15 protein-coding genes are annotated in these 20736 nt (G+C 66.6%); 12 read left to right on the plus strand and 3 right to left on the minus strand.

Annotated elements, in window-relative coordinates:
• Positions 1-230: 230 nt before the first annotated feature.
• Positions 231-974 (plus strand): ParA family protein, encoded by a 744-nt coding sequence (locus tag AB7G19_RS00380; RefSeq protein WP_085405035.1) that lies wholly within the window; start codon positions 231-233, stop codon positions 972-974.
• Between the two features lie 273 nt (positions 975-1247).
• Here the strand turns inward: AB7G19_RS00380 and mutM are convergent, their stop codons facing one another.
• Complete coding sequence (gene mutM / locus AB7G19_RS00385; protein ID WP_028149815.1) at positions 1248-2147, minus strand: bifunctional DNA-formamidopyrimidine glycosylase/DNA-(apurinic or apyrimidinic site) lyase; 900 nt, start codon at positions 2145-2147, stop codon at positions 1248-1250.
• A gap of 81 nt (positions 2148-2228) precedes the next feature.
• On the opposite strand from mutM, the gene ubiE reads away from it, so the two are divergent.
• The 11 genes from ubiE (at position 2229) to trxA (ending at position 19365) form a co-directional block, all read left to right on the plus strand.
• Positions 2229-2990 carry a bifunctional demethylmenaquinone methyltransferase/2-methoxy-6-polyprenyl-1,4-benzoquinol methylase UbiE gene (gene ubiE / locus AB7G19_RS00390; protein WP_085405034.1) on the plus strand — a complete coding sequence of 254 codons (762 nt, stop codon included), beginning with the start codon at positions 2229-2231 and terminating at the stop codon, positions 2988-2990.
• On the plus strand, positions 2987-4561 hold the full coding sequence (gene ubiB / locus AB7G19_RS00395) for a 2-polyprenylphenol 6-hydroxylase (protein ID WP_085405033.1): 1575 nt from the start codon (positions 2987-2989) through the stop codon (positions 4559-4561). The genes ubiE and ubiB overlap by 4 nt, the downstream gene beginning before the upstream one ends.
• 57 nt (positions 4562-4618) lie before the next feature.
• On the plus strand, positions 4619-6070 hold the full coding sequence (gene coaBC / locus AB7G19_RS00400; protein WP_085405032.1) for a bifunctional phosphopantothenoylcysteine decarboxylase/phosphopantothenate--cysteine ligase CoaBC: 1452 nt from the start codon (positions 4619-4621) through the stop codon (positions 6068-6070).
• Complete coding sequence (dut, locus tag AB7G19_RS00405; protein WP_085405031.1) at positions 6067-6525, plus strand: dUTP diphosphatase; 459 nt, start codon at positions 6067-6069, stop codon at positions 6523-6525. The genes coaBC and dut overlap by 4 nt, the downstream gene beginning before the upstream one ends.
• A 190-nt stretch (positions 6526-6715) precedes the next feature.
• Positions 6716-9220, plus strand: coding sequence for a sensor histidine kinase (locus AB7G19_RS00410; protein WP_063980160.1), 2505 nt, complete (start codon positions 6716-6718; stop codon positions 9218-9220).
• On the plus strand, positions 9217-10797 hold the full coding sequence (tsaE, locus tag AB7G19_RS00415) for a tRNA (adenosine(37)-N6)-threonylcarbamoyltransferase complex ATPase subunit type 1 TsaE (RefSeq protein WP_354077233.1): 1581 nt from the start codon (positions 9217-9219) through the stop codon (positions 10795-10797). Before AB7G19_RS00410 ends, tsaE begins: the two co-directional genes overlap by 4 nt.
• 89 nt (positions 10798-10886) lie before the next feature.
• Positions 10887-11204, plus strand: coding sequence for a PilZ domain-containing protein (locus tag AB7G19_RS00420; RefSeq protein ID WP_014490931.1), 318 nt, complete (start codon positions 10887-10889; stop codon positions 11202-11204).
• Between the two features lie 155 nt (positions 11205-11359).
• Positions 11360-12082 (plus strand): nucleotidyltransferase family protein, encoded by a 723-nt coding sequence (locus AB7G19_RS00425; RefSeq protein WP_071908906.1) that lies wholly within the window; start codon positions 11360-11362, stop codon positions 12080-12082.
• A gap of 243 nt (positions 12083-12325) precedes the next feature.
• Positions 12326-15472, plus strand: coding sequence for a double-strand break repair protein AddB (addB, locus tag AB7G19_RS00430; RefSeq protein WP_441267662.1), 3147 nt, complete (start codon positions 12326-12328; stop codon positions 15470-15472).
• Positions 15466-18975, plus strand: a complete 3510-nt coding sequence (gene addA / locus AB7G19_RS00435; RefSeq protein WP_441267663.1) for a double-strand break repair helicase AddA — start codon at positions 15466-15468, stop codon at positions 18973-18975. The genes addB and addA overlap by 7 nt, the downstream gene beginning before the upstream one ends.
• A gap of 69 nt (positions 18976-19044) precedes the next feature.
• Positions 19045-19365, plus strand: a complete 321-nt coding sequence (gene trxA, locus AB7G19_RS00440) for a thioredoxin (protein ID WP_007598398.1) — start codon at positions 19045-19047, stop codon at positions 19363-19365.
• Positions 19366-19439: 74 nt separating this feature from the next.
• On the opposite strand, the gene AB7G19_RS00445 is transcribed toward trxA, so the two are convergent.
• Together AB7G19_RS00445 and AB7G19_RS00450 are read right to left on the minus strand one after the other, a co-directional pair.
• Complete coding sequence (locus tag AB7G19_RS00445; protein WP_085405027.1) at positions 19440-19868, minus strand: SRPBCC family protein; 429 nt, start codon at positions 19866-19868, stop codon at positions 19440-19442.
• A gap of 79 nt (positions 19869-19947) precedes the next feature.
• The gene (locus AB7G19_RS00450) at positions 19948-20688 is read right to left on the minus strand and encodes a metallophosphoesterase family protein (protein ID WP_085405026.1); all 741 of its coding nucleotides are present in this window, start codon (positions 20686-20688) and stop codon (positions 19948-19950) included.
• Positions 20689-20736: the final 48 nt, after the last annotated feature.

Below are 20736 nucleotides of genomic sequence, written 5' to 3' on the forward strand. Positions count from 1 at the left end.
TTATTCACGGCGGCAAGCACATCATACGGGCGATGACGGGTCCAGTATTGGTACGGATTAGCTGGCATTCCCGATTCTGCCATCATCGTTGGCGTTGATTCGGACATCCGCGGTCCCCTTTGGATCGGGCAGGGCACGTCCTGAGCGAGTAGAGCTCAGCATCGAGAAGCGATGCACGTTCGCGTGGCGTTACCCCACAGACCCAAGCATTCCAAAGGATTCAACTTTCCATGCACACGATCGTACTGGCCACCCAAAAGGGTGGCAGTGGCAAGAGCACGCTTGCCATCGGCCTCGCGCTGGCGGCCAAGCAGGCCGGCTTCACCGTCCGCCTGATCGAAACCGACCCCCAGGGTACCCTGTCCAACTGGCTGCGTCGCCGCCACGCTGACGATCTCGTCGTCGAGCCGATCTATCACGCGGCCGACATCGCGCCGCGCCTGAAGATGCTGGCCGACAGCGGCTTGCAGCTCGCGATCGTCGACACCGCGGCCGGCCTCAGCGCCGCGACCACCGCCGCGATCCGCCATTCCGACCTCTGCCTGATTCCGGCTCGCCCGAGCGTTGCCGACATCGAGGCGACCGTCTCGACGCTGAGCGTCGCGCGCGCCTGGAAGCGGCCCTACGGCTTCGTGCTGAACCAGGCGCCGATCCGCGGCCAGCGCATCGACAACGCCGCCAACACGCTCGCCGAGGAAGCCGCGCTCGATCTCGCCGAGGTGCTCGCGCGCCCGCTGATCGTGATGCGCAACGACCACCAGGACTCGCTCGCGAGCGGCCTCGCCGTCAGCGAATTCGCGCCGAACGGCAAGTCGGCGGACGAGATCCGCGGCCTCTGGCGCTGGATCGAGACCCGTCTCGAGCTCGAAGCCACGACCAACGTCCTGATCGACCAGGTCATCTCGGTCGCGGACGGGATGCTGCACGTCGCCGCCGAACACGCGGCGGACGAGACCACGACACTGGCGTCCTGAGCGGGGCGATCGCTCGGACGACAGGCGGCCTCTTCACTTATCCGGTTGAAGAGCCCAAGCGACGAATCAATCCGGCCACCAGCCCGGCCGGATTGCTTCGCTTCGCGTTTTTTCAGGCGAGCAACCATCCTCTTCGTCATTGCGAGCGCAGCGAAGCAATCCAGAGTCTTTCCGCGGAGGGATTCTGGATTGCTTCGCTGCGCTCGCAATGACGGCGTGGTGGGGTCGTCGCCTTCGCCGAGACTCACGGCCTATCGGCGGCAGGCCCGATCTTCACTTCTGACATTTCTGACACCAGAAGGTGGAGCGCCCGTTCTGGGTGAATCGCTTCACGGTGCCGCCGCACCCTGGCGTCTTGCAGGTCTCGCCCTCGCGGTCATAGACCTTGAAGGAGTGCTGGAAATAGCCGAGTTCGCCCGAGGTCTGGCGATGGTCGCGCAAGCTGGAGCCGCCGGCCTTGATCGCGTCGTTCAGCACGGTGTGAATGGCACTCACCAACCGCTTCGCATGATCGGTCGGCTCGCCGCCGCCGACGCCCTTGCGACCCTTGGTCGCGAGTGTCGCGGCAATGCGGCGCGGTGACAGATGCGAGCGATGCAGCGCTTCGCAGACATAGATGTTGCCGAGCCCGGCGACCACGCGCTGGTCGAGCAGCGCGGCCTTCAGGCTCGTCGTCTTGCCCTCGCACGACCGCGCCAGCATCGCAGCATCGAATTCGTTGCCGAGCGGCTCGGGACCGAGGTCGCGCAGCAGTGGCTCGTCCTCAAGCGCGTTGCGCGCGATCACTTTCATGTAACCGAAGCGGCGCGGGTCGTTGAACACGATGTCGGCGCCGGAGGACATCCGAAACAGCACGTGGTCGTGCGTGGAGTCCTTGCCACGCGGGTAGTGAAACTCGCCCGGCGCGGCCTCGTTGTCCGGCTTGATGACGCGGAACGAGCCCGACATGCCCAGATGCATCAGCAGCACGTCGCCGGAGGCGAGATCGGCCATGAGATATTTTGCACGGCGGCCAAGCCCCGTGACGACCTGCCCCTGGAGCCGGGCCACGAAATCGGGCTGGAAGGGAAAGCGCAGATCCGGCCTGCGGGCCTCTGCGACGAGGATTTTCGCACCCTCCATGACGGGCTGAAGGCCGCGGCGGACGGTCTCGACTTCGGGCAATTCAGGCATGGTCAGGCATTCACCTTATGAGGGCGGTGTGATAGCGCCATTGCGGCGGCCGCGCTATGGTCCGCCCAGTGGAGTAGAGTAATGGATCGGCCGGGCGAAACCACGCATTTTGGCTTCAGGGACGTTCCCCTGGGGGACAAGCAGACGCTGGTGAACGATGTGTTTCACAGCGTGGCGTCGCGCTATGACTTGATGAACGACCTGATGTCCGGTGGCCTGCACCGGGTCTGGAAGGACATCATGATCACCGCGCTCAACCCGCCGCGGGGTGACCGGCCGTTCGCGCTGCTCGACGTTGCCGGCGGCACCGGCGACATCTCGTTCCGCGCTGCCAAGGCGGCAGGTCCCGGCTTCCATGCCACGGTGTGCGACATCAACGCCGAGATGCTGGCCGTGGGCCGCGAGCGTGCCGCGAAGCGGCATCTCGAGACCCAGGTCGATTTCGTCGAGGGCAATGCCGAAGCGCTCGCCTTCGCCGACCGCAGCTTTGACGCATATACGATCGCTTTCGGCATTCGCAATGTGCCGCGGATCGACCTGGCGCTGCGCGAGGCCTATCGCGTGCTGAAGCCCGGCAGCCGCTTCCTGTGCCTGGAATTCTCCACCGTCGAGATGCCTGGGCTCGACCGGATCTATGACCTGTTCTCGTTCAAGGTGATCCCGCCGCTCGGCCGCATGGTCACGGGCGACGCCGAGTCCTACCAGTATCTCGTCGAATCGATCCGCAAGTTTCCGAAACCCAACGCCTTCGCCGACATGATCCGCGACGCCGGCTTCGCCCGCGTCAGCTGGCAGACATTGTCCGGCGGCATCGTCGCACTGCATTCGGGCTGGCGTTTGTGATTTCTTCCATTACCCACATTTCGCGCCTGATCCGCGCCGCGTTCGTGTTTGCGCGCGAGGGCGTGTTCGGTTCCGTCGATCCGACCCTGGTGCCGCCGCCAGGGCAACTCGCGCTGAAGCTCGCGCGCCTCGTCGAACGGCGCGGTCCAAAGCACGGACCACGGCTGACGCGCGCGCTGACCCGGATGGGCCCAGCCTATCTCAAGCTCGGGCAGTTTCTGGCCACGCGTCCCGACGTCGTCGGCGTCGTCATGGCGCGTGATCTGGAAAGCCTCCAGGATCGCTTGCCGCCGTTTTCGCAAGCCGAAGCGGAAGCCGCGATCGCGAGCTCGCTGGAGCGTCCGCTCAAGGACGTGTTCGCGAGCCTCGGCCCGCCGGTCGCGGCAGCCTCGATCGCGCAGGTGCATCGCGGCGAAGTCTTGCGCGACGGCATCCGCAAGCCGGTCGCCGTAAAAGTGCTGCGGCCCAACGTGGCCTCGCGATTCCGCCGCGATCTCTCCGATTTCTTCTACGTCGCGCACAAGGCCGAGACCTATTCGAGCGAGGCGCGGCGTTTGCGCCTGATCGAAGTCATCAACACCATGTCGCGCTCGGTCGCGATGGAGATGGACCTGCGGCTGGAAGCGGCTGCAATGTCGGAGATGGCGGAGAACACGGGCGACGATCCTGATTTTCGCGTGCCGACCGTCGACTGGGATCGCACCACGCACAACGTGCTGACGATGGAGTGGATCGACGGCATCGCGCTGAACGATCACAAGCGCCTGGCAGAGGCGCAGGTCGACCTGCCCGATCTCGGCCGCAAGGTGATCCAGAGTTTTCTGCGCCACGCGCTGCGCGACGGCTTCTTCCACGCCGACATGCATCCCGGCAACCTGTTCCTGGATGACGCCGGCCGTCTGGTCGCGGTCGATTTCGGCATCATGGGCCGGCTCGGGATGAAGGAGCGGCGCTTCCTCGCCGAGATCCTGCTCGGCTTCATCACCCGCGACTATCGCCGCGTCGCCGAGGTGCATTTCGAGGCGGGCTATGTGCCGGCGCACCACTCGGTCGAGAACTTTGCGCAAGCGATCCGCGCCATCGGTGAACCCATTCACAACCGCACGGCGGAAGAGATCTCGATGGCGCGGCTGCTGACGCTGCTGCTCGAGGTCACCGGTCTGTTCGACATGACGACGCGGCCCGAGCTGATCCTGCTGCAGAAGACCATGGTGGTGGTCGAGGGCGTCGCGCGCGCCTTCGATCCCAAGCTCGACATCTGGAAGGTCGCCGACCCCGTGGTGCGCGAATGGATCGAGCGCAATCTGGGCCCGCTCGGCCGGGTGCAGGGCGCGCTCTCCGGCGGCAGCGACCTCGCCCGCGTGCTGATGCGCCTGCCCGACATCGCGCAGCGCTCGGTCGCGGTGCTCGAGCAGCTCGAGACCATGACGCGGGAAGGCATCCGGCTGTCGCCGGAGAGCATCGCCGCGATGGGGCGCAGCGAAGGCCGCAAGAACCGCTGGCGCACCGTGGCGCTCTGGATCATTGCCGCCACCTTCATCGGAATCCTGATCGCCGTCCGGAATCTGTGATTGCACTGCAATCACGGAAACGATAGCATCGCTATCATTCCGTGCTGGAGGGGCGTCATGGCAAGCCTGACCATCCGCAAGCTCGACGAGGGCGTCAAAACCTATTTGCGCCTGCGCTCGGCCAGGAACCGCAGGTCGGTCGAGGAAGAGGTCCGGGTCATCCTCGGGGAGCTGATCGAGGGCCGCGAGGAGCCGCTGACGCCGTTTGCGTTGCCGCCGGCCCAGTCCACCGCCCCCACGCCGCAACGGACCGGCGCCCTTCCCGAGGCCAGCGTCACCCTGATCATCGGCGGCGGCATCGCGGCCTATAAGTCGCTCGACCTGATCCGCCGGCTCAAGGAACGCCGGATCGAGGTCCGCTGCGTATTGACCAAGGCGGCGCAGCAATTCGTCACGCCGCTGGCCGTCAGCGCGCTGTCGCATGAGCGTGTCTACACTGACCTGTTCGACCCCCAGAGCGAGTTCGACGCCGGGCACATTCGCCTGGCGCGCGACTGCGACCTGATCGTCGTCGCGCCCGCGACCGCCGACCTCCTGGCGAAGATGGCCAATGGCCATGCCGACGATCTCGCCAGCGCCATCCTGCTTGCGACCAACCGCAAGGTCCTGCTGGCGCCGGCGATGAACCCACTGATGTGGAACAATGCGGCGACCCGCCGCAACGTCACGCAGCTTCAGCGTGATGGCGTAGTGCTGATCGGCCCGAATTCCGGCGAAATGGCCGAGGCCGGCGAAGCCGGAATCGGCCGTATGTCCGAGGCGATCGAGATCGCCACCGCCGCCGAGCGCCTGCTGCGGCCGCCGGTGCCGCGCCCGCTCGCCGGCAAGCGCGTGCTGATCACCGCAGGTCCCACCCACGAGCCGATCGACCCGGTGCGCTATATCGCCAACCGCTCCTCCGGCAAGCAGGGCTTTGCCATCGCCGCCGCCGCGCAGGCTGCCGGCGCCGAGGTGATTTTGGTCAGCGGCCCGGTCGATCTCGGCGATCCCCCGGGCGTGACGGTGAAGCGCGTGGAATCGGCCCGGCAGATGCTGGAGCAGGTGCAGGCGGCGCTTCCGGCCGACATCGCGATCTTCGCGGCCGCGGTCGCCGACTGGCGGGTCGCCAGTGAGGGCGAGCAGAAGCTGAAGAAGACCTCGGCCGGCATGCGGCCGCTTCAGCTGGTCGAGAATCCCGACATCCTCGCCACGATCTCGAAGCTGACCGACCGGCGCCCGCCGCTGGTGATCGGCTTTGCCGCCGAGACCGAGCACCTCATCGACAACGCCAAGTCCAAGCTGGCCCGAAAGGGCTGCGACTGGATTGTCGCCAATGACGTCTCGCCGGCAACCGGCGTGATGGGCGGCGACCGCAACACCGTGCATCTGATCAGTCGCAAGAATGGTGAGGAGGACGGCGAGATCGCAGTTGATTCCTGGCCGGTGATGACCAAGGAACAGGTCGCTATCGAGCTGGTCGCGCATGTCGTCAAGAGCGTGACCGACAAATCCCGGGAGCCGGCATCTTGAGCACGAAAGTCACGGTCGAACTGCAGCAACTGGCCCACGCCGAAGGCCTTCCTCTGCCGGCCTACCAGACCTCCGAAGCCGCCGGCCTCGACCTGATGGCCGCAGTTCCCGACAGCGAGCCGATGACGCTCGCCGCCGGCCAATATGCGCTGGTGCCGACGGGCCTCGCGATCGCGCTGCCGCCCGGCCACGAGGCGCAGGTGCGGCCACGCTCGGGCCTTGCCGCCAAGCACGGCGTCACCGTGCTGAACTCGCCCGGCACGATCGATGCGGACTATCGCGGCGAGATCAAGGTGATCCTGATCAACCACGGCGCGGCGCCCTTCGTGGTCAAGCGCGGCGAGCGTATCGCGCAGATGGTGATCGCGCCGGTGGTGCAGGCCGCGCTGGTTCCCGTGGCGACATTGTCCGCGACCGATCGCGGCGCCGGCGGCTTCGGCTCGACCGGCCGCTAACACACGGCAACTCCAGCCGAATCATCCCGAAGAACTAGGTGGATTGGAACAGCGCGCCCGGCATTTTTGTGGGACCGCCTTTGCGTTCACGATCTGGACTCTTACCGCTGGAGTCACGGTGGGGGTATTGTCGTTTGATTCGCGCGCGACGGGGGTCGCCGCGCGCAAATTCGTGCGATCTGGGGCAACTATGTCAGGCGTGATCGTGTCGATGCGTCGGACGCTGCTGTCGTGCACATCGTTGGCGCGCAACGGCTTGTTGGGAGGCGCTCTCGCGGCGCTGCTGCCGGCTGCGCCGGCTGAGGCTGCCGACCTCGTCGACACACTTTCCATAATGCTGGACTTCAACCGGCAGGAACTCGCGGTGCTGGCCACCGCGCTCGCGCTGCTCGGCTTCTCGGTCGTGGCCGCGATCCTGTTGATGCGCACGCGCGTGCGCACGGCGAACAACGAGGCGCGGCTGCGCGCACGCATCGGGGAACTGCAACTCCAGTCCGACCGCTTCGGCGCGTTGCTGTTCGCCGAGCCGCAGATCCTGATCTCCTGGCCGGCCGGCGACAACCGCGCGCAGATTTCCGGCGACATCTCCATGGTGCTGCCGCGCGATTCCTCGCCCCAGCGCGTCCTCGCGTTCGGAACATGGCTGCCGCCGGAACCCGCGCTTCAAATGGATCACGCGGTCGATGCGCTGCGTGACCGTGGCGACGGGTTCCAGCTGACGCTGACCACCGCGCACGGCCACACGCTGGAGGCCATCGGCCGCGCCATCGGCGGCCAGGCCATCGTCAGGATTCGCGAACTCTCCGGGCTCCGGCGCGATCTGGCCGAGACCAATCTGCGTTACAAGGCCCTCGCCGACGAGACCGAGATGCTGCGCGGCTTTGCCGCCGCCGCACCCTGGCCGATCTGGGCCAAGGCCGAGAACGGCGCGCTGTCCTACGCCAATCCGGCCTATGTGCGCGCGACCGAGGCAAGCAGCGTCACCGACGCCCAGCAGCGCAAGCTCGAGCTGCTCGACAGTGCCGACCGGACCGCGATGGAGCGGGGCCTGAAGGACGCGGCCAGCTTCACCTCGCGACTGCCGATCGTGATCGGCGGCGAGCGGCGCATCTACGACGTCCGCGCGGTCAATGTCGGCAGCGGCAATGTCGGCGTCGCCATCGATGCCAGCGAGGCGGATGCGCTGAGCTCGGCGCTGGTGCGGATGGCGGAGGCGCATCGGCGCACGCTCGACCAGCTCTCCTCAGGCGTTGCCGTGTTCGACGGCCAGCGACGGCTCGCCTTCTACAACGATTCCTACCGCCGGCTGTGGGACCTCGACCGCATCTTCCTCGACGCCAATCCCGACGATTCCAGCGTGCTCGACCAACTCCGCGCAGCGCGCAAGCTGCCGGAGCAGCCGGACTTCCGCGCCTGGAAGGCCAAGCTGCACGAGGCCTATCGCGCGGTCGAGGCCGCCAAGGACACCTGGTACCTGCCCGACGGCCGCGCGCTCTCCGTCGTCACCACGCCGAATCCGGAAGGCGGCGTCACCTATCTGTTCGACGACGTCACCGAAAGCCTCGAGCTCGCCCGCCGCTTCGACGGCATGATCCGCGTCCAGCGCGAGACGCTGGACAGCCTCGCCGAGGGCGTCGCGGTGTTCGGCAGCAACGGCAGGGCGCAGCTGTTCAACCCGGCCTTCGTCCGGATGTGGAAGCTGTCGAGCGACGCCATGCGCGACGAGCCGCACATCCAGACGGTCGAAGGCTGGTGCCATCAGCTGTTCGACGACCCGCAAGTCTGGCGGCAGATCCGCGAGGCCGTCACCTCGATCGAGAGCCGCGCCGACGTGCCGCTGAAGCTGGAGCGCAAGGACGGCAGCGTGCTCGACGGCATGATCCGTCCGCTGCATGACGGCGCGACCATGCTGACGTTCCAGGACATCACCGACACCGAGAATGTCGAGCGTGCGCTGCGCGAGCGCAACGAGGCGCTTGAGGCTGCCGACCAGATGAAGGTGGATTTCGTCCACCACGTCTCCTACGAGCTGCGCTCGCCGCTCACCACCATCATCGGCTTCGCGCATTTCCTCAGCGATCCCTCGACCGGGCCGCTGACGCCGAAACAGGCCGAATATCTCGACTACGTCACCAAATCGACCAACGCCCTGCTGGCGCTGACCAACAACATCCTGGATCTCGCCACGATCGACGCCGGCGCCATGAAGCTGGAACTCGGCCCGGTCGACGTCAGCAAGGCCATCGAGCTCGCCGCCGAGGGTATCCAGGACCGCCTCGCCACCGACCGCATCCGCCTCAAGGTCGAGATCGCGCCCGATATCGGCAGCTTCGTCGGCGACGAGAAGCGCGTGGTGCAGGTGCTCTATAACCTCCTCGCCAACGCCGTCGGGTTTTCTCCACAGGATTCCACCGTCGGCATCAGCGCACGCCGCACCGAACGCAGCGTGGTCTTCACTGTGACAGATTCCGGGCCTGGAATACCTGCCGACATGAAGGACAAGGTGTTCAACTGGTTCGAAAGCCGCTCGCAGGGGTCGCGTCACCGCGGCGCCGGACTCGGCCTGTCGCTGGTGCGCTCCTTCGTCGAGCTGCATGGCGGCAAGGTGCGGGTGGATTCGATCGTGGGCAGGGGCACGGTCGTGATCTGTGACTTCCCGACCGACCAGGCGGCGCATCGCGACGCCGCCGAATGACTGAACCGACCACATTCTCCGTCGCGCTTGTCAACGAGACGGCCACTGCGCAATTGATGGCCGACCTCGCGCTGCTGGTCGGCCCCGGCGATGTCATCACCCTCACCGGCGATCTCGGTGCCGGCAAGACTGCGGCTGCGCGCGCCATGATCCGCTATCTCGCCGGCGACGAGACGCTGGAAGTCCCGAGCCCGACCTTCACGCTGGTGCAGGGTTACGAGCTGCCGCCGTTTCCGGTGGTGCATGCCGATCTCTACCGCGTCGAAGACGAGAGCGAGCTCGAGGAGATCGGCCTGTCGCCGCTTCCCGATGCCACGCTCGTCCTGATCGAATGGCCGGAACGCGCGCCGTCGGCGATGCCGGAAGACCGCATCGACATCGCACTGACGCACCGGCCGGCGCTGGGCTCGAATGCACGCGCCGCCGACATCACAGGTTACGGCAAGGCCGCCGCGCAAGTCGCGCGGCTGAAGGCGCTGCGGGAATTCCTCGAGGCATCCGGCTACATGGATGCAACGCGCAAGCACATGGCCGGCGATGCCTCGACCCGCTCCTATGCGCGGCTGCTGCGTAACGACGAGATCGTCATCCTCATGAACTTTCCGCAGCGGCCTGACGGCGCTGCGATGTACAACGGAAAATCCTACAGCGCGGCGGTGCATCTTGCCGAGAACATCAAGCCGTTCGTTGCCGTCGACGAAGGCCTGCGCGTGGCGGGAGTCTCAGCGCCCGCGATCCACCATTACGATCTCGACCACGGCTTCCTGATCTCCGAGGATTTCGGCAGCGACGGCGTGATCGAAGGCGATCCGCCGCGCCCGATCGCCGAACGTTACGAAGCTGCGACCGACGTGCTGGCCGTGCTGCACAGCAAGACATTGCCGGAGACGCTGCGGCTGGCGGATCAGACCTACACCATTCCTGCCTTCGACACCGAGGCGCTGCTGATCGAGATCGGGTTGATGCCGGAATGGTATCTGCCCGATCGCAACGCGCCGCTGAGCGACGAGAAGCGCGCGGAATTCTTCGCGATGTGGCGCGAGCTGCTGAAGACGCCGCTGGCCGCGCCAAAAACCTGGATCATCCGCGACTACCACTCGCCCAATCTGATCTGGCTCGCCGATCGTACTGGCATGGCGCGCGTCGGCGTGATCGACTTCCAGGACACCGTGCTCGGGCCGCGCTCCTATGACGTAGTGTCGCTGCTGCAGGACGCGCGTATCGACGTCCCTGAGACCCTCGAGCTGACACTGCTGTCGCGCTACATCAAGGCGCGGCGCACGGCCGATGCGAGCTTCGATCCGGCCGGCTTCGCCGAGCTCTACGCCATCATGTCGGCGCAGCGGAACACGCGCCTGCTCGGCACCTTCGCCCGCCTCAACCGCCGCGACGGTAAGCCGCATTATCTGCGCCACCAGCCGCGGATCTGGACCTACCTCCAGCGCTCGCTGGCACATCCCGCGCTGGCTCACCTGCGCGACTGGTATCTCGCCAACGTCCCGCCGCCCCGGGGGGCGTCCCAAGAGCCGTCCGAAGAGCAGCCTCAAGAGCAGCCCCAAAATCAGCCCCAAGCCTGATTCGCAGCCCGATTTACCGCCTGTTAGCCATCGCATCGGTATGATCGCCCGCAGGCAGCCGGACAAGGACGGGGCTGGAGCAAGGGCAGATGGCGGTCAAGACGGACCATCGTGGCAACAGCCGGGTTGTTTTCGAGCGCGGGATACCGGCCCAGATGATGGGGATCGACGGCACCTGGCGGCGCGAGTGCACCATGGAGGACGTCTCCGAGAGCGGCGCCAAGCTGACCATCGACGGCTCGGTCGAGGGCCTGCATCTGAAGGAATTTTTTCTCCTGCTGTCGTCCACCGGACTTGCGTACCGTCGCTGTGAGCTGGCGTGGGTCAACGGCGACCAGATCGGCGTCAATTTTCTCAAGCTCGGCGACAAGAAGAAGAAGGCGCGTTCCACATCCGTTGGGGCGTGACGGCCACACCCGTCGTACAACCGTCACGGCAGGTGGTTAAGGCGGTTAAGACGCGGTGCGGCCAATTGCGGTCCGTGTTAGGATTGCTGCGTACGCGAACTTCAAAAGTTCTCAAGTCCAGGATTCCGGGAAAGACGAGTCTGAGAAAGCGAACGATGTCCGTCAAACCGACCAAAGCCATGGTGCTCGCTGCGGGGTTCGGGCTGCGCATGCGTCCGTTGACGGAGAAGATGCCGAAGCCGCTCGTGCCGGTGGCGGGCCAGCCGCTGCTGGATCATGTGCTCGACAAGCTCGGCGACGCCGGCGTGACCGAGGCGATCGTCAATGTGCACTATCTGCCGGACCAGATCATCAACCACACCGCATCCCGCCAGCATCCGCGCGTGACCATCTCGGACGAGCGCGACCAGGTGCTCGGCACCGGCGGTGGTGTGGTCAAGGCGCTGCCGCTGCTCGGTGACGCGCCGTTCTTCCATGTCAATTCCGACACGCTGTGGATCGACGGCGTGCGCTCGAACCTGGCGCGGCTTGCGGAAAACTTCGACCCTGAGCGCATGGACATCCTGCTCTTGATGGCGCCGACCGCGACCAGCATCGGCTATAGCGGCCGTGGCGATTACGGCATGCTGCCCGACGGCGCCCTGCGCAAGCGCAAGGAAAAAGAGGTCGTTCCGTTCGTCTATGCCGGCGCTGCGATCCTGTCGCCCTCGATCTTCGCCAACGCACCGCAGGGCGAGTTCTCGCTGACCAAGATGTTCGACCGCGCCAACGAGCAGGAGCGGCTGTTCGGCCTCCGCCTCGACGGCGTCTGGATGCATGTCGGCACGCCCGATGCCGTGCATGCGGCGGAAGAGGCATTTCTGGAGAGCGTGGCGTAAGCCGCTCTCGTGTCCCGGACGCGGTGCGGCGCGAAGTGCCGCTCCGCAGAGCCGGGACCCGGCAAGCTCACAAATTCGACCAAGCAGCATAGGCTCCGGCTCAGCAACGCGTCATTTCATGCCGCGTTGCGTCCGGGGGACGAGAGCGGTGTAAAGCGAACAGCGGGGACTATCTCCCCTCCACCCATATCCATTTGAATCCGCCTCCCTATATTGGCGCCTGATTCCCGAATCAGGCAGCCCATGCGCGTTTTCAGCGTTCCCATCTCAGTTCCGTTCCTGCGCACGGTCGTCTCGAGCCTGCTCGACGGCCGGCTGGTCGACGGATTCGAGGCGCGCAAGGAACCGGCGCGGCTTGCGGATGCCACGCTGTACCTGCCGACAAGGCGCGCCATGCGCGTCGTGCGCGAGATCTTTCTCGACGAGATGGCCGCCGATGCGGTGGTCCTGCCGCGCATCGTCGCGCTCGGCGACATCGACGAGGACGAGCTCGCTTTCGCCGACGAGGGCGAGCAGTTCTCCGGCGGAGCGCCGCTCGACATTCCGCCACGGCTTGGCGAGCTCGAACGGCGGCTGACGCTGGCGCAGCTCGTCGCCGCCTGGGCCAAGGGCCCGGTGCTGTCCCCGCTGGTGGTCGGCGGCCCCGCCTCGACACTCGCGCTGGCCGGCGACCTCGCACGCCTGATCGACGACATGGTGACGCGCGGCGTCGACTGGAGCGCGCTCGACGGCCTCGTGCCCGACATGCTCGACCGCTACTGGCAGCACTCGCTCGAATTTTTGCGGATCGCGCGCATCGCGTGGCCCGGCCATCTCGCCGAGATCAACCGGATCGAGCCCGCGGCGCGGCGCGACCTCCTGATCGCGGCGGAAGCCAGGCGATTGACCGCGCATCCCCATGGCCCCGTGATCGCGGCGGGCTCGACCGGCTCGATGCCGGCCACCGCAAAATTCCTGCATGCGGTCGCATCGCTGCCGCATGGTGCCGTGGTGCTGCCCGGCCTCGACACCGACCTCGACGACGACGCCTGGCGCAGCATCGGCGGCGTGCGCGATTCGCTCGGCAAGTTCGCGGAGCATCCGGCGTCGAACCATCCGCAATATGCCATGCACGCGCTGCTGGATCGCTTCGGCATCAAGCGCTGCGATGTCGAGCTGCTTCAACCGGCAGCGGACGGCGGCCGCGATCTGCTCGCCTCCGAATCGATGCGGCCATCTGCCAAGACGGAAGTCTGGCACGACCGGCTGAAGCAACCGGATGTCGCAGCGAAGATCGCCGGCGGCATGTCAAACCTCGCGGTGGTCGAGGCGCCCAATCCCGAAATGGAGGCCCTCGCGATCGCCATTGCGATGCGCGAGGCGCGCCATCTCGACAAATCAGCGGCGCTGGTGACGCCGGACCGCGCGCTGGCGCGGCGGGTGATGGCCGCGCTCACGCGATGGGATCTCGCCTTCGACGATTCCGGCGGCGACGTGCCGATGGAAACGTCCGCCGGCGTTTTTGCGCGCCTGGCATCGGAAGCGGCGACCAAGGGATTGGAGCCGCCGACGCTGCTGGCGATGCTGAAGCATCCGCTGTGCCGGCTTGGCCGGCTGCCTGGCGCATGGAAGGCGGCAATCGAGGGCCTCGAGCTTGCAGTCCTGCGCGGCACGCGGCCGCCTGCGGGCACCGCGGGCCTGCTGCGCGAATTCAATCGTTTCCGCGAGGAGCTGGCAAAGCTGTGGCGCAGCGAGGTCTCCGCGCTGCACCGTGCGGAGCCGCGTGCGCGTCTGAAGGCGGAGGACCTCGATCGCATCCAGGCGCTGATCGATGCCCTGCGACAAGCGTTGGCGCCGATCGAGAATCTCGCGTCATCGAAGCCGTACGACTTCGCCGAGCTCGCGCACCGGCACCGCGAGATCATGATCGAGCTGTCACGCGACGAGCAGGGCATCCCGCTCGCCTTCGAGGAGCGCGAGGGCCTGGCGCTCGCAGCCGCCTTCGACGACCTCCTGCGCGGCGGGACCACCAGCGGATTGATGGTGACGCTGCCTGACTACGCCGACGTTTTCCAGACCGCATTCGGCGATCGCGCCGTGCGGCGGCGGGACAAACCCGGCGCGCGGCTGCAGATCTACGGCCCGCTGGAATCGCGCCTGATGCAGGCCGACCGGATCATCGTCGGCGGCCTGATCGAGGGCGTCTGGCCGCCGGCGCCGCGCATCGATCCCTGGCTCAGCCGGCCGATGCGGCACGAGCTTGGCCTCGATTTGCCGGAGCGCCGCATCGGCCTCTCCGCACACGACTTCGCGCAACTGCTCGGCGGCGACGAGGTGATCCTGACCCATTCCGCCAAGGCCGGCGGCGCACCGGCGGTCGCCTCGCGCTTCCTGCACCGGTTAGAGGCGGTCGCGGGCGCCGAGCTCTGGAAGACGGCCATCCGCGCGGGCGAAAAATACGTGCAGTTTGCCGGCGCGCTGGACCAGCCCGACGAGGTCAAGCCGGTCAAGCAGCCCGAGCCGCGGCCACCGCGCGCGACGCGGCCGCTGAAGATGTCGGTCACCGCGATCGAGGACTGGCTGCGCGATCCCTACACGATCTACGCAAAGCACATTTTGCGGCTCGATGCGCTCGATCCCGTCGACATGCCGCTGTCGGCCGCCGACCGCGGCTCGGCGATTCACGATGCGCTCGGCGAGTTCACGGAAAGCTACGCCACGCGCCTGCCCGACGATCCCGCGCGCGTGCTGCGCGCGATCGGCGAAAAGTATTTTGCGCCGCTGATGGAGCGCCCCGAAGCGCGCGCGCTGTGGTGGCCGCGCTTCCAGCGCATCGCGCGCTGGTTTGGCGAATGGGAGACGGCACGCCGCGACGTGATCGAGGTCATCACTGCGGAGACGCGTGGCGAGATCTCGATCCGGCTCGACCACGAACGCAGCTTCCAGCTCTCCGCCCGCGCCGACCGCATCGAGCGGCGCCAGGGCGGCAGCTATGCCATCCTCGACTACAAGACCGGGCAGCCGCCGACCGGCAAGCAGGTCCGCATGGGCCTGTCGCCGCAGCTCACTCTCGAAGCGGCGATCCTGCGCGAGGGCGGTTTCCCTGACATCGACGCGGGTTCGTCCGTCAGCCAGCTCGTCTATGTGCGCCTGAGCGGCAACAATCCCCCCGGTGAAGAGCGCATCCTCGAGCTCAAGTATAGGCAAGGCGACGAGCCGCAGCCGCCGGACACGGCCGCCGCCGAAGCACGGGCCAAGCTCGAGGCGCTGATCCGCGCCTTCGAGGACGAGAATCAGGCGTACACCTCGCTGAACCTGCCGATGTGGACCAACCGCTACGGCACCTATGACGACCTCGCCCGGATCAAGGAATGGTCCGCGGCCGGCGGCTTGGGGATCGAGGAATGGTGAAGCTGCCGCGTCCCATTCCCGACGAAGTGCGTGCGCGGCAGGCGCGCGCGTCCGATCCGACTGCGTCGGCCTTCGTGTCGGCCAATGCCGGCTCGGGCAAGACCCATGTGCTGGTGCAGCGCGTGATCCGACTGCTGCTGTCGGGCGTGCCGCCGGAAAAGATCCTCTGCATCACCTTCACCAAGGCCGCCGCCGCCAACATGGCCGAGCGCGTGTTCACGACGCTTGGCCATTGGGTCACGCTGGACGACAACGCACTCGACGCGGCGATTAAAGCGGTCGGCATCCCACATCCCGATCGAAAAATACGCCGCGAAGCGCGAAAGCTGTTCGCCTGCGCGCTGGAGACGCCGGGTGGGCTGAAGGTGCAGACCATCCACGCGCTCTGTACCCGGCTGCTTCAGCAGTTTCCGTTCGAGGCCAACGTGCCGGCGCGCTTTGCCGTGATCGACGAGCGCGACCAGACCGACATGATGGAGCGCGCCAATCTGAAGGTGCAGCTCGAGGCCGCGCGCGATCCGGAGACGGTCACCGGCCGCGCGCTGCTCACCGCGATGGCGAGTGCGGCCGACGTCACTTTCAAGGAGGTCGTGCGCGAGGCCTGTCTCAGCCGCGATCATTTCATGGCCTGGACCGACGAGGCCGGCAACGCCGGGGCAGCTGCTGAGCAGATGGCGGCGGTGCTGGGCGTTGATGCGAGCGATCGCATCGAGGACGTCGAAACGGAGATTCTCGACGGCCCGTTCCTGCCGCGGTCGCGCTGGGACGACATCGCCTTCGCGCTGGAAGACGGCACCTCTTCCGACAAGAGCCAGGCCGCTCGTTTCCGCGAGGCCAAGGTGTTTTCCGGCGCTGCACAGGTCGATGCCTATCTCGGCGTCTTCCTCACGGACGAAAAGCTGCCGCGCAAGGCGGTGCTGACCAAGAAGTTTGGCGATCACAACCCATCCGTCGCCCGCCTGTTCGAGAACGAGGTGCAGCGCCTCAGCGGATTGATCGAGAAGCGCCGTGCGGTGACCATGCGCGACCGCACGGCGGCCCTGCTGCACATCGCGACCGCGGCCGCCGCAAACTACCGCCGCGAGAAGCAGGAGCGCGGGCTGCTCGACTACGACGATCTGATCGACAAGACGCTGGCGATGCTGAACCGCGTCTCTTCGGGCTGGGTGCATTACAAGCTCGATCGCGGCGTCGATCATGTGTTGATCGACGAGGCCCAGGACACCAGCCCGCGGCAGTGGGACATCGTCGCGCATATCATTTCGGAGTTCACCGCCGGCGAAGGCGCGCGTGAAGGATTGAGCCGCACGGTCTTCGCCGTCGGCGACGAGAAGCAGTCGATCTTCTCCTTTCAGGGCGCCCAGCCCCGAGAGTTCGACGCACGCCGGCGCGAGCTGCACCGCAAGTTCACCGCCGCCGGGCTGAAATTCGATCCGGTCGCCTTCACCTATTCGTTCCGCTCGGGCGCGGCGATCCTGCACTCGGTCGACCACGTCTTCCGCGAGCCCCAGATCTACAAGAGCATCCATTCGGTCGAGATCGGCCATCCCCTGCACAATGCGCTCGCCGATGCGGGCCCGAGCGTGATCGAGCTGTGGGATCTCGCCGAGCCCGACGACAGGCAGGAGATCGAGGGCTGGCGCGCGCCGTTCGATGGCGTCGCCGCCACCAGCCCCGAGGTGAAGCTCGCCCGCCGCATCCAGACCGAGATCAAGCAACTGGTCGAGAGCGGCACCCTGACCGGGCATGAAGGCGAGCGCCGCCCCCTGCGCTATGGCGACATGCTGATCCTGGTGCGCCGGCGCGGCAATGCGTTCGACGCCGTGATCCAGGCGCTGAAGCACGCCAATGTTCCGGTCGCCGGCGCCGACCGGCTTAAGCTGACCGAGCACATCGCGATCATCGACCTGATGAATCTTGCGGACGCGCTGCTGCTGCCGCAGGACGATCTCGCGCTCGCGGTTGCGCTGAAGAGCCCTCTGTTCGGGCTCGATGACGACGACCTGTTTCAGCTCGCCTGGGGCCGCAAGGGCTCGCTGCGCCGCGCGCTTGCAGAACATGCCGCCACAAGCGAGACGTTCGCCACGGCACTGCGGCGGCTTGAAGCCTGCGAGGCGCTGTCGCGCGACGAGACTCCGTTCGCCTTCTACGCCTGGCTGCTCGGCGGCGACGGCGGACGTGCGCGCATCCTGCGCCGGCTCGGCCATGAGGCCAACGACGCGCTCGACGAGTTCCTGGAGCTGGCGCTGAATTACGAGCGCAAGGCACCGGCCTCCCTGCAGGGTTTCATGGCCTGGCTGCGCTCGGCCGACACCGAGGTGAAGCGCGACATGGAGATCTCGCGCGACGAGGTGCGGGTGATGACGGTGCACGGCGCCAAGGGCCTCGAAGCCTCGGTCGTGTTCATGGTCGACACGACATCATCGCCCGCGGATTCGCAGCGGGTCCGGCTGATCCACGTGCCGCGCGGCAATGGCGGCGAGGTCGTGGTCTGGGCCGGGCGCAAGGCCGATGATCCCAAGCCCGTCGCCGACGCACGCAAGGCCATGATCGAGGAGACCGAGGACGAGTATCGCCGCCTGCTCTATGTCGCGATGACGCGCGCGGCCGATCGGCTGATCGTCGGCGGCTGCATGCCCGGTAACATGAAGACGGTCCGCAAGCTGAGCTGGTATGACCTCATCGACACCGGGCTCACCGGCTCGGGCCTGGACAAGCAGACGATCGAGACGCCGCTCGGCAAGGTGACCCGATTCGCCCGGCCGGAGGATGTCGGGGCGCTCGGCACGCCTGCGATGTCGGTGGATCAATCGATCGCATTGCCGGACTGGCTGCGGACGCCGTTACCGCACGAGAGCGTCGATGACGATCCAGTGCGCCCCTCCGGCCAGTCGGCCGAGGAAGGCCGTAGCGTGCGATCAGGCGAATCGGTGCAGTCGCGCGCGATTGCGCTGCAGCGCGGCACGCTGGTGCACCGGCTGCTGCAATCCCTCCCCGACATCGCCCTCGAGCGCCGGCGCGACGCCGCGCTTGGCTTCATGGCGCGCAACGCGCCCGACTGGACGGAGGCCGACCGGACCGCGCTGGCCGACAAGGTTCTCGCCCTGATCGCCGAACCACGCTTTGCCCCGGTGTTTGCCGCCGGCAGCCGTGCCGAGGTCTCGATCGTCGGCCGATTGGACCGGCCCGGGCGGCCGCCAGCGCTGGTGTCGGGGCAGATCGACCGGCTGGTCGTTGGTCCGGACGAGGTTCTGATCGTCGATTTCAAGACCAACCAGGCGGCGCCCAAAAGCGCCGCTGAGGCGCCCGCCGCCTATGTCCGGCAGCTCGCGCTGTACCGGGCGGTGCTGGCGCGGCTTTATCCCCAAAAGCCGATCCGGGCCGTCCTGCTCTGGACCGAGGCCCTTGAATATATGGAGATTTCAGCCCCCGCGCTGGACGCGGCGCTGGCATCCCTTCATGTCGGCGTGAGCGTCCTTGACCCGGCAAGGAGCCGTTCATAGGTTGACGCCATGATCCGGGGCGCGATTCCACGTCGCGCCGATTCTCTTTCAACCGTACGAGGTGCTCCAATGGCCGTTGGCAAGGTTTCCGATACCGATTTCGAAGCCGAAGTGCTCAAGGCGAACGGCCCTGTGGTCGTCGATTTCTGGGCCGAATGGTGCGGCCCCTGCCGCATGATCGCACCCGCCCTCGACGAGATCGCCGGCGCGATGGGCGACAAGGTCAAGATCGTCAAGCTCAACGTCGACGAGAGCCCGAAGACCGCGTCCAAGTATGGCGTGATGTCGATCCCGACGCTGATGATCTTCAAGGGCGGCGAGATGGCCTCCCGCCAGGTCGGCGCCGCGCCGAAGGCGAAGCTTCAGCAGTGGATCACGTCGGCGGTCTGATCCGCTTCGCGCATAACTGAGAATTCTTCAACGGCCGGCAACACGCCGGCCGTTTTATTTTTGCTCGACGGCAATCACGCCGATCTCGTTTCGGCGAGTTTGGCGAGACTGGCGAGAACATCGGGAAAGTCCGACGCGACAGCCGGACCGATCTCGGACGCTTGCGGCCCTCGCGCGTCAACGGCGTAAACGATGCGCGTGCGTCCTGCCCCAAGGGATTCGATGCGATGGGCGACCTTGATGACGAGATCGCCGACCCGCGTTTCGTCGATGAAGCACGCGTTCTCGCGGATCTCGATCAGCTGCGAGCGCAGCGCCTCCTCGCCGGGAGGCTTCATCGTGAACCACGTCCCGGCCGCAAATGGCCCGCCAATGTCGATCTGCTCGATACCTGCGTTCCAGGTTTTCCAACCGGGCACATCGCGGAAGATGCTCCAGATCGTCTCCGGGGCTGCCGATGTCTCGACCGCGTATTCGCCCCGCCAGACATTGTCGTCGTTCATCGCACGCTGCCCTCTTTGATAAGTACGCTCATCATAAGCGCGCTTATTCAGGAGTCGAGGCAACCGGGACGAAGTGCCCCTATCCGATCCACCCCGTCGCCAATGCATTGGCCAGCTCCGGCTGGCCATTGCGGCGCGCGAGCGCGGCCATCGCCTCGTGGTCATATGCGACGTGCCGGAACGTCACCTGCCATGCACTCCCGACAAGCTCGAGGATCGCATAGCGCGCGTGCGGCGTACCGGCTTCGACGACATGCGGGAATGGATGCACGTCGCGATAGCCGGGGCTACCGACGCTGCCGGGATTGACGATCAGCCGGCCGTCGCGCAACCGCACCGCGCGGGCAAGATGGGTGTGGGCGCAGAGGATCAGCGACTGCGTGACGCCTTGCGCGAACTGCTCGATGCGGTCGAGCGGCGAGAGTGCGACGGTGCCGTCGGGGTGCACGGTATCGAGCCAATAGACTTCATCGTCATCAGGTGTCGCGTGACAGAGGAAGACCTGCTCGCCAAACACCCGCGTCATCGGCTGCGCGCGCAGCCAGTCGAGGTGGGCGGTGTTGAGCGCTTCGTAGGCGGGACGGTCCCACGAGCCCATCTTTTCCGGCGGGCGGTCGAGGAGGTAGCGGTCGTGATTGCCGAGCACGTGCACGGCGTCGAGCTGCATCAGGATCTCGATGGTCCGTCGCGCATCGAGCGGGCCGCTCAGCATGTCGCCGAGATTGACGATGTCGGCGATGCCCTGGGCGTGGATGTCGGCGAGCACCGCCTCCAGCGCGAGATGGTTTCCGTGGACGTCGGCAATCGCGGCGAAACGCATTGGCATTCTCGTCACTCTCGTGCCCCGGACGCAGCGCAGCGCTTCCCT

The sequence above is a fragment of the Bradyrhizobium sp. 215_C5_N1_1 genome (assembly GCF_052075935.1).
Taxonomy (GTDB): Bacteria; Pseudomonadota; Alphaproteobacteria; order Rhizobiales; family Xanthobacteraceae; genus Bradyrhizobium; species Bradyrhizobium barranii.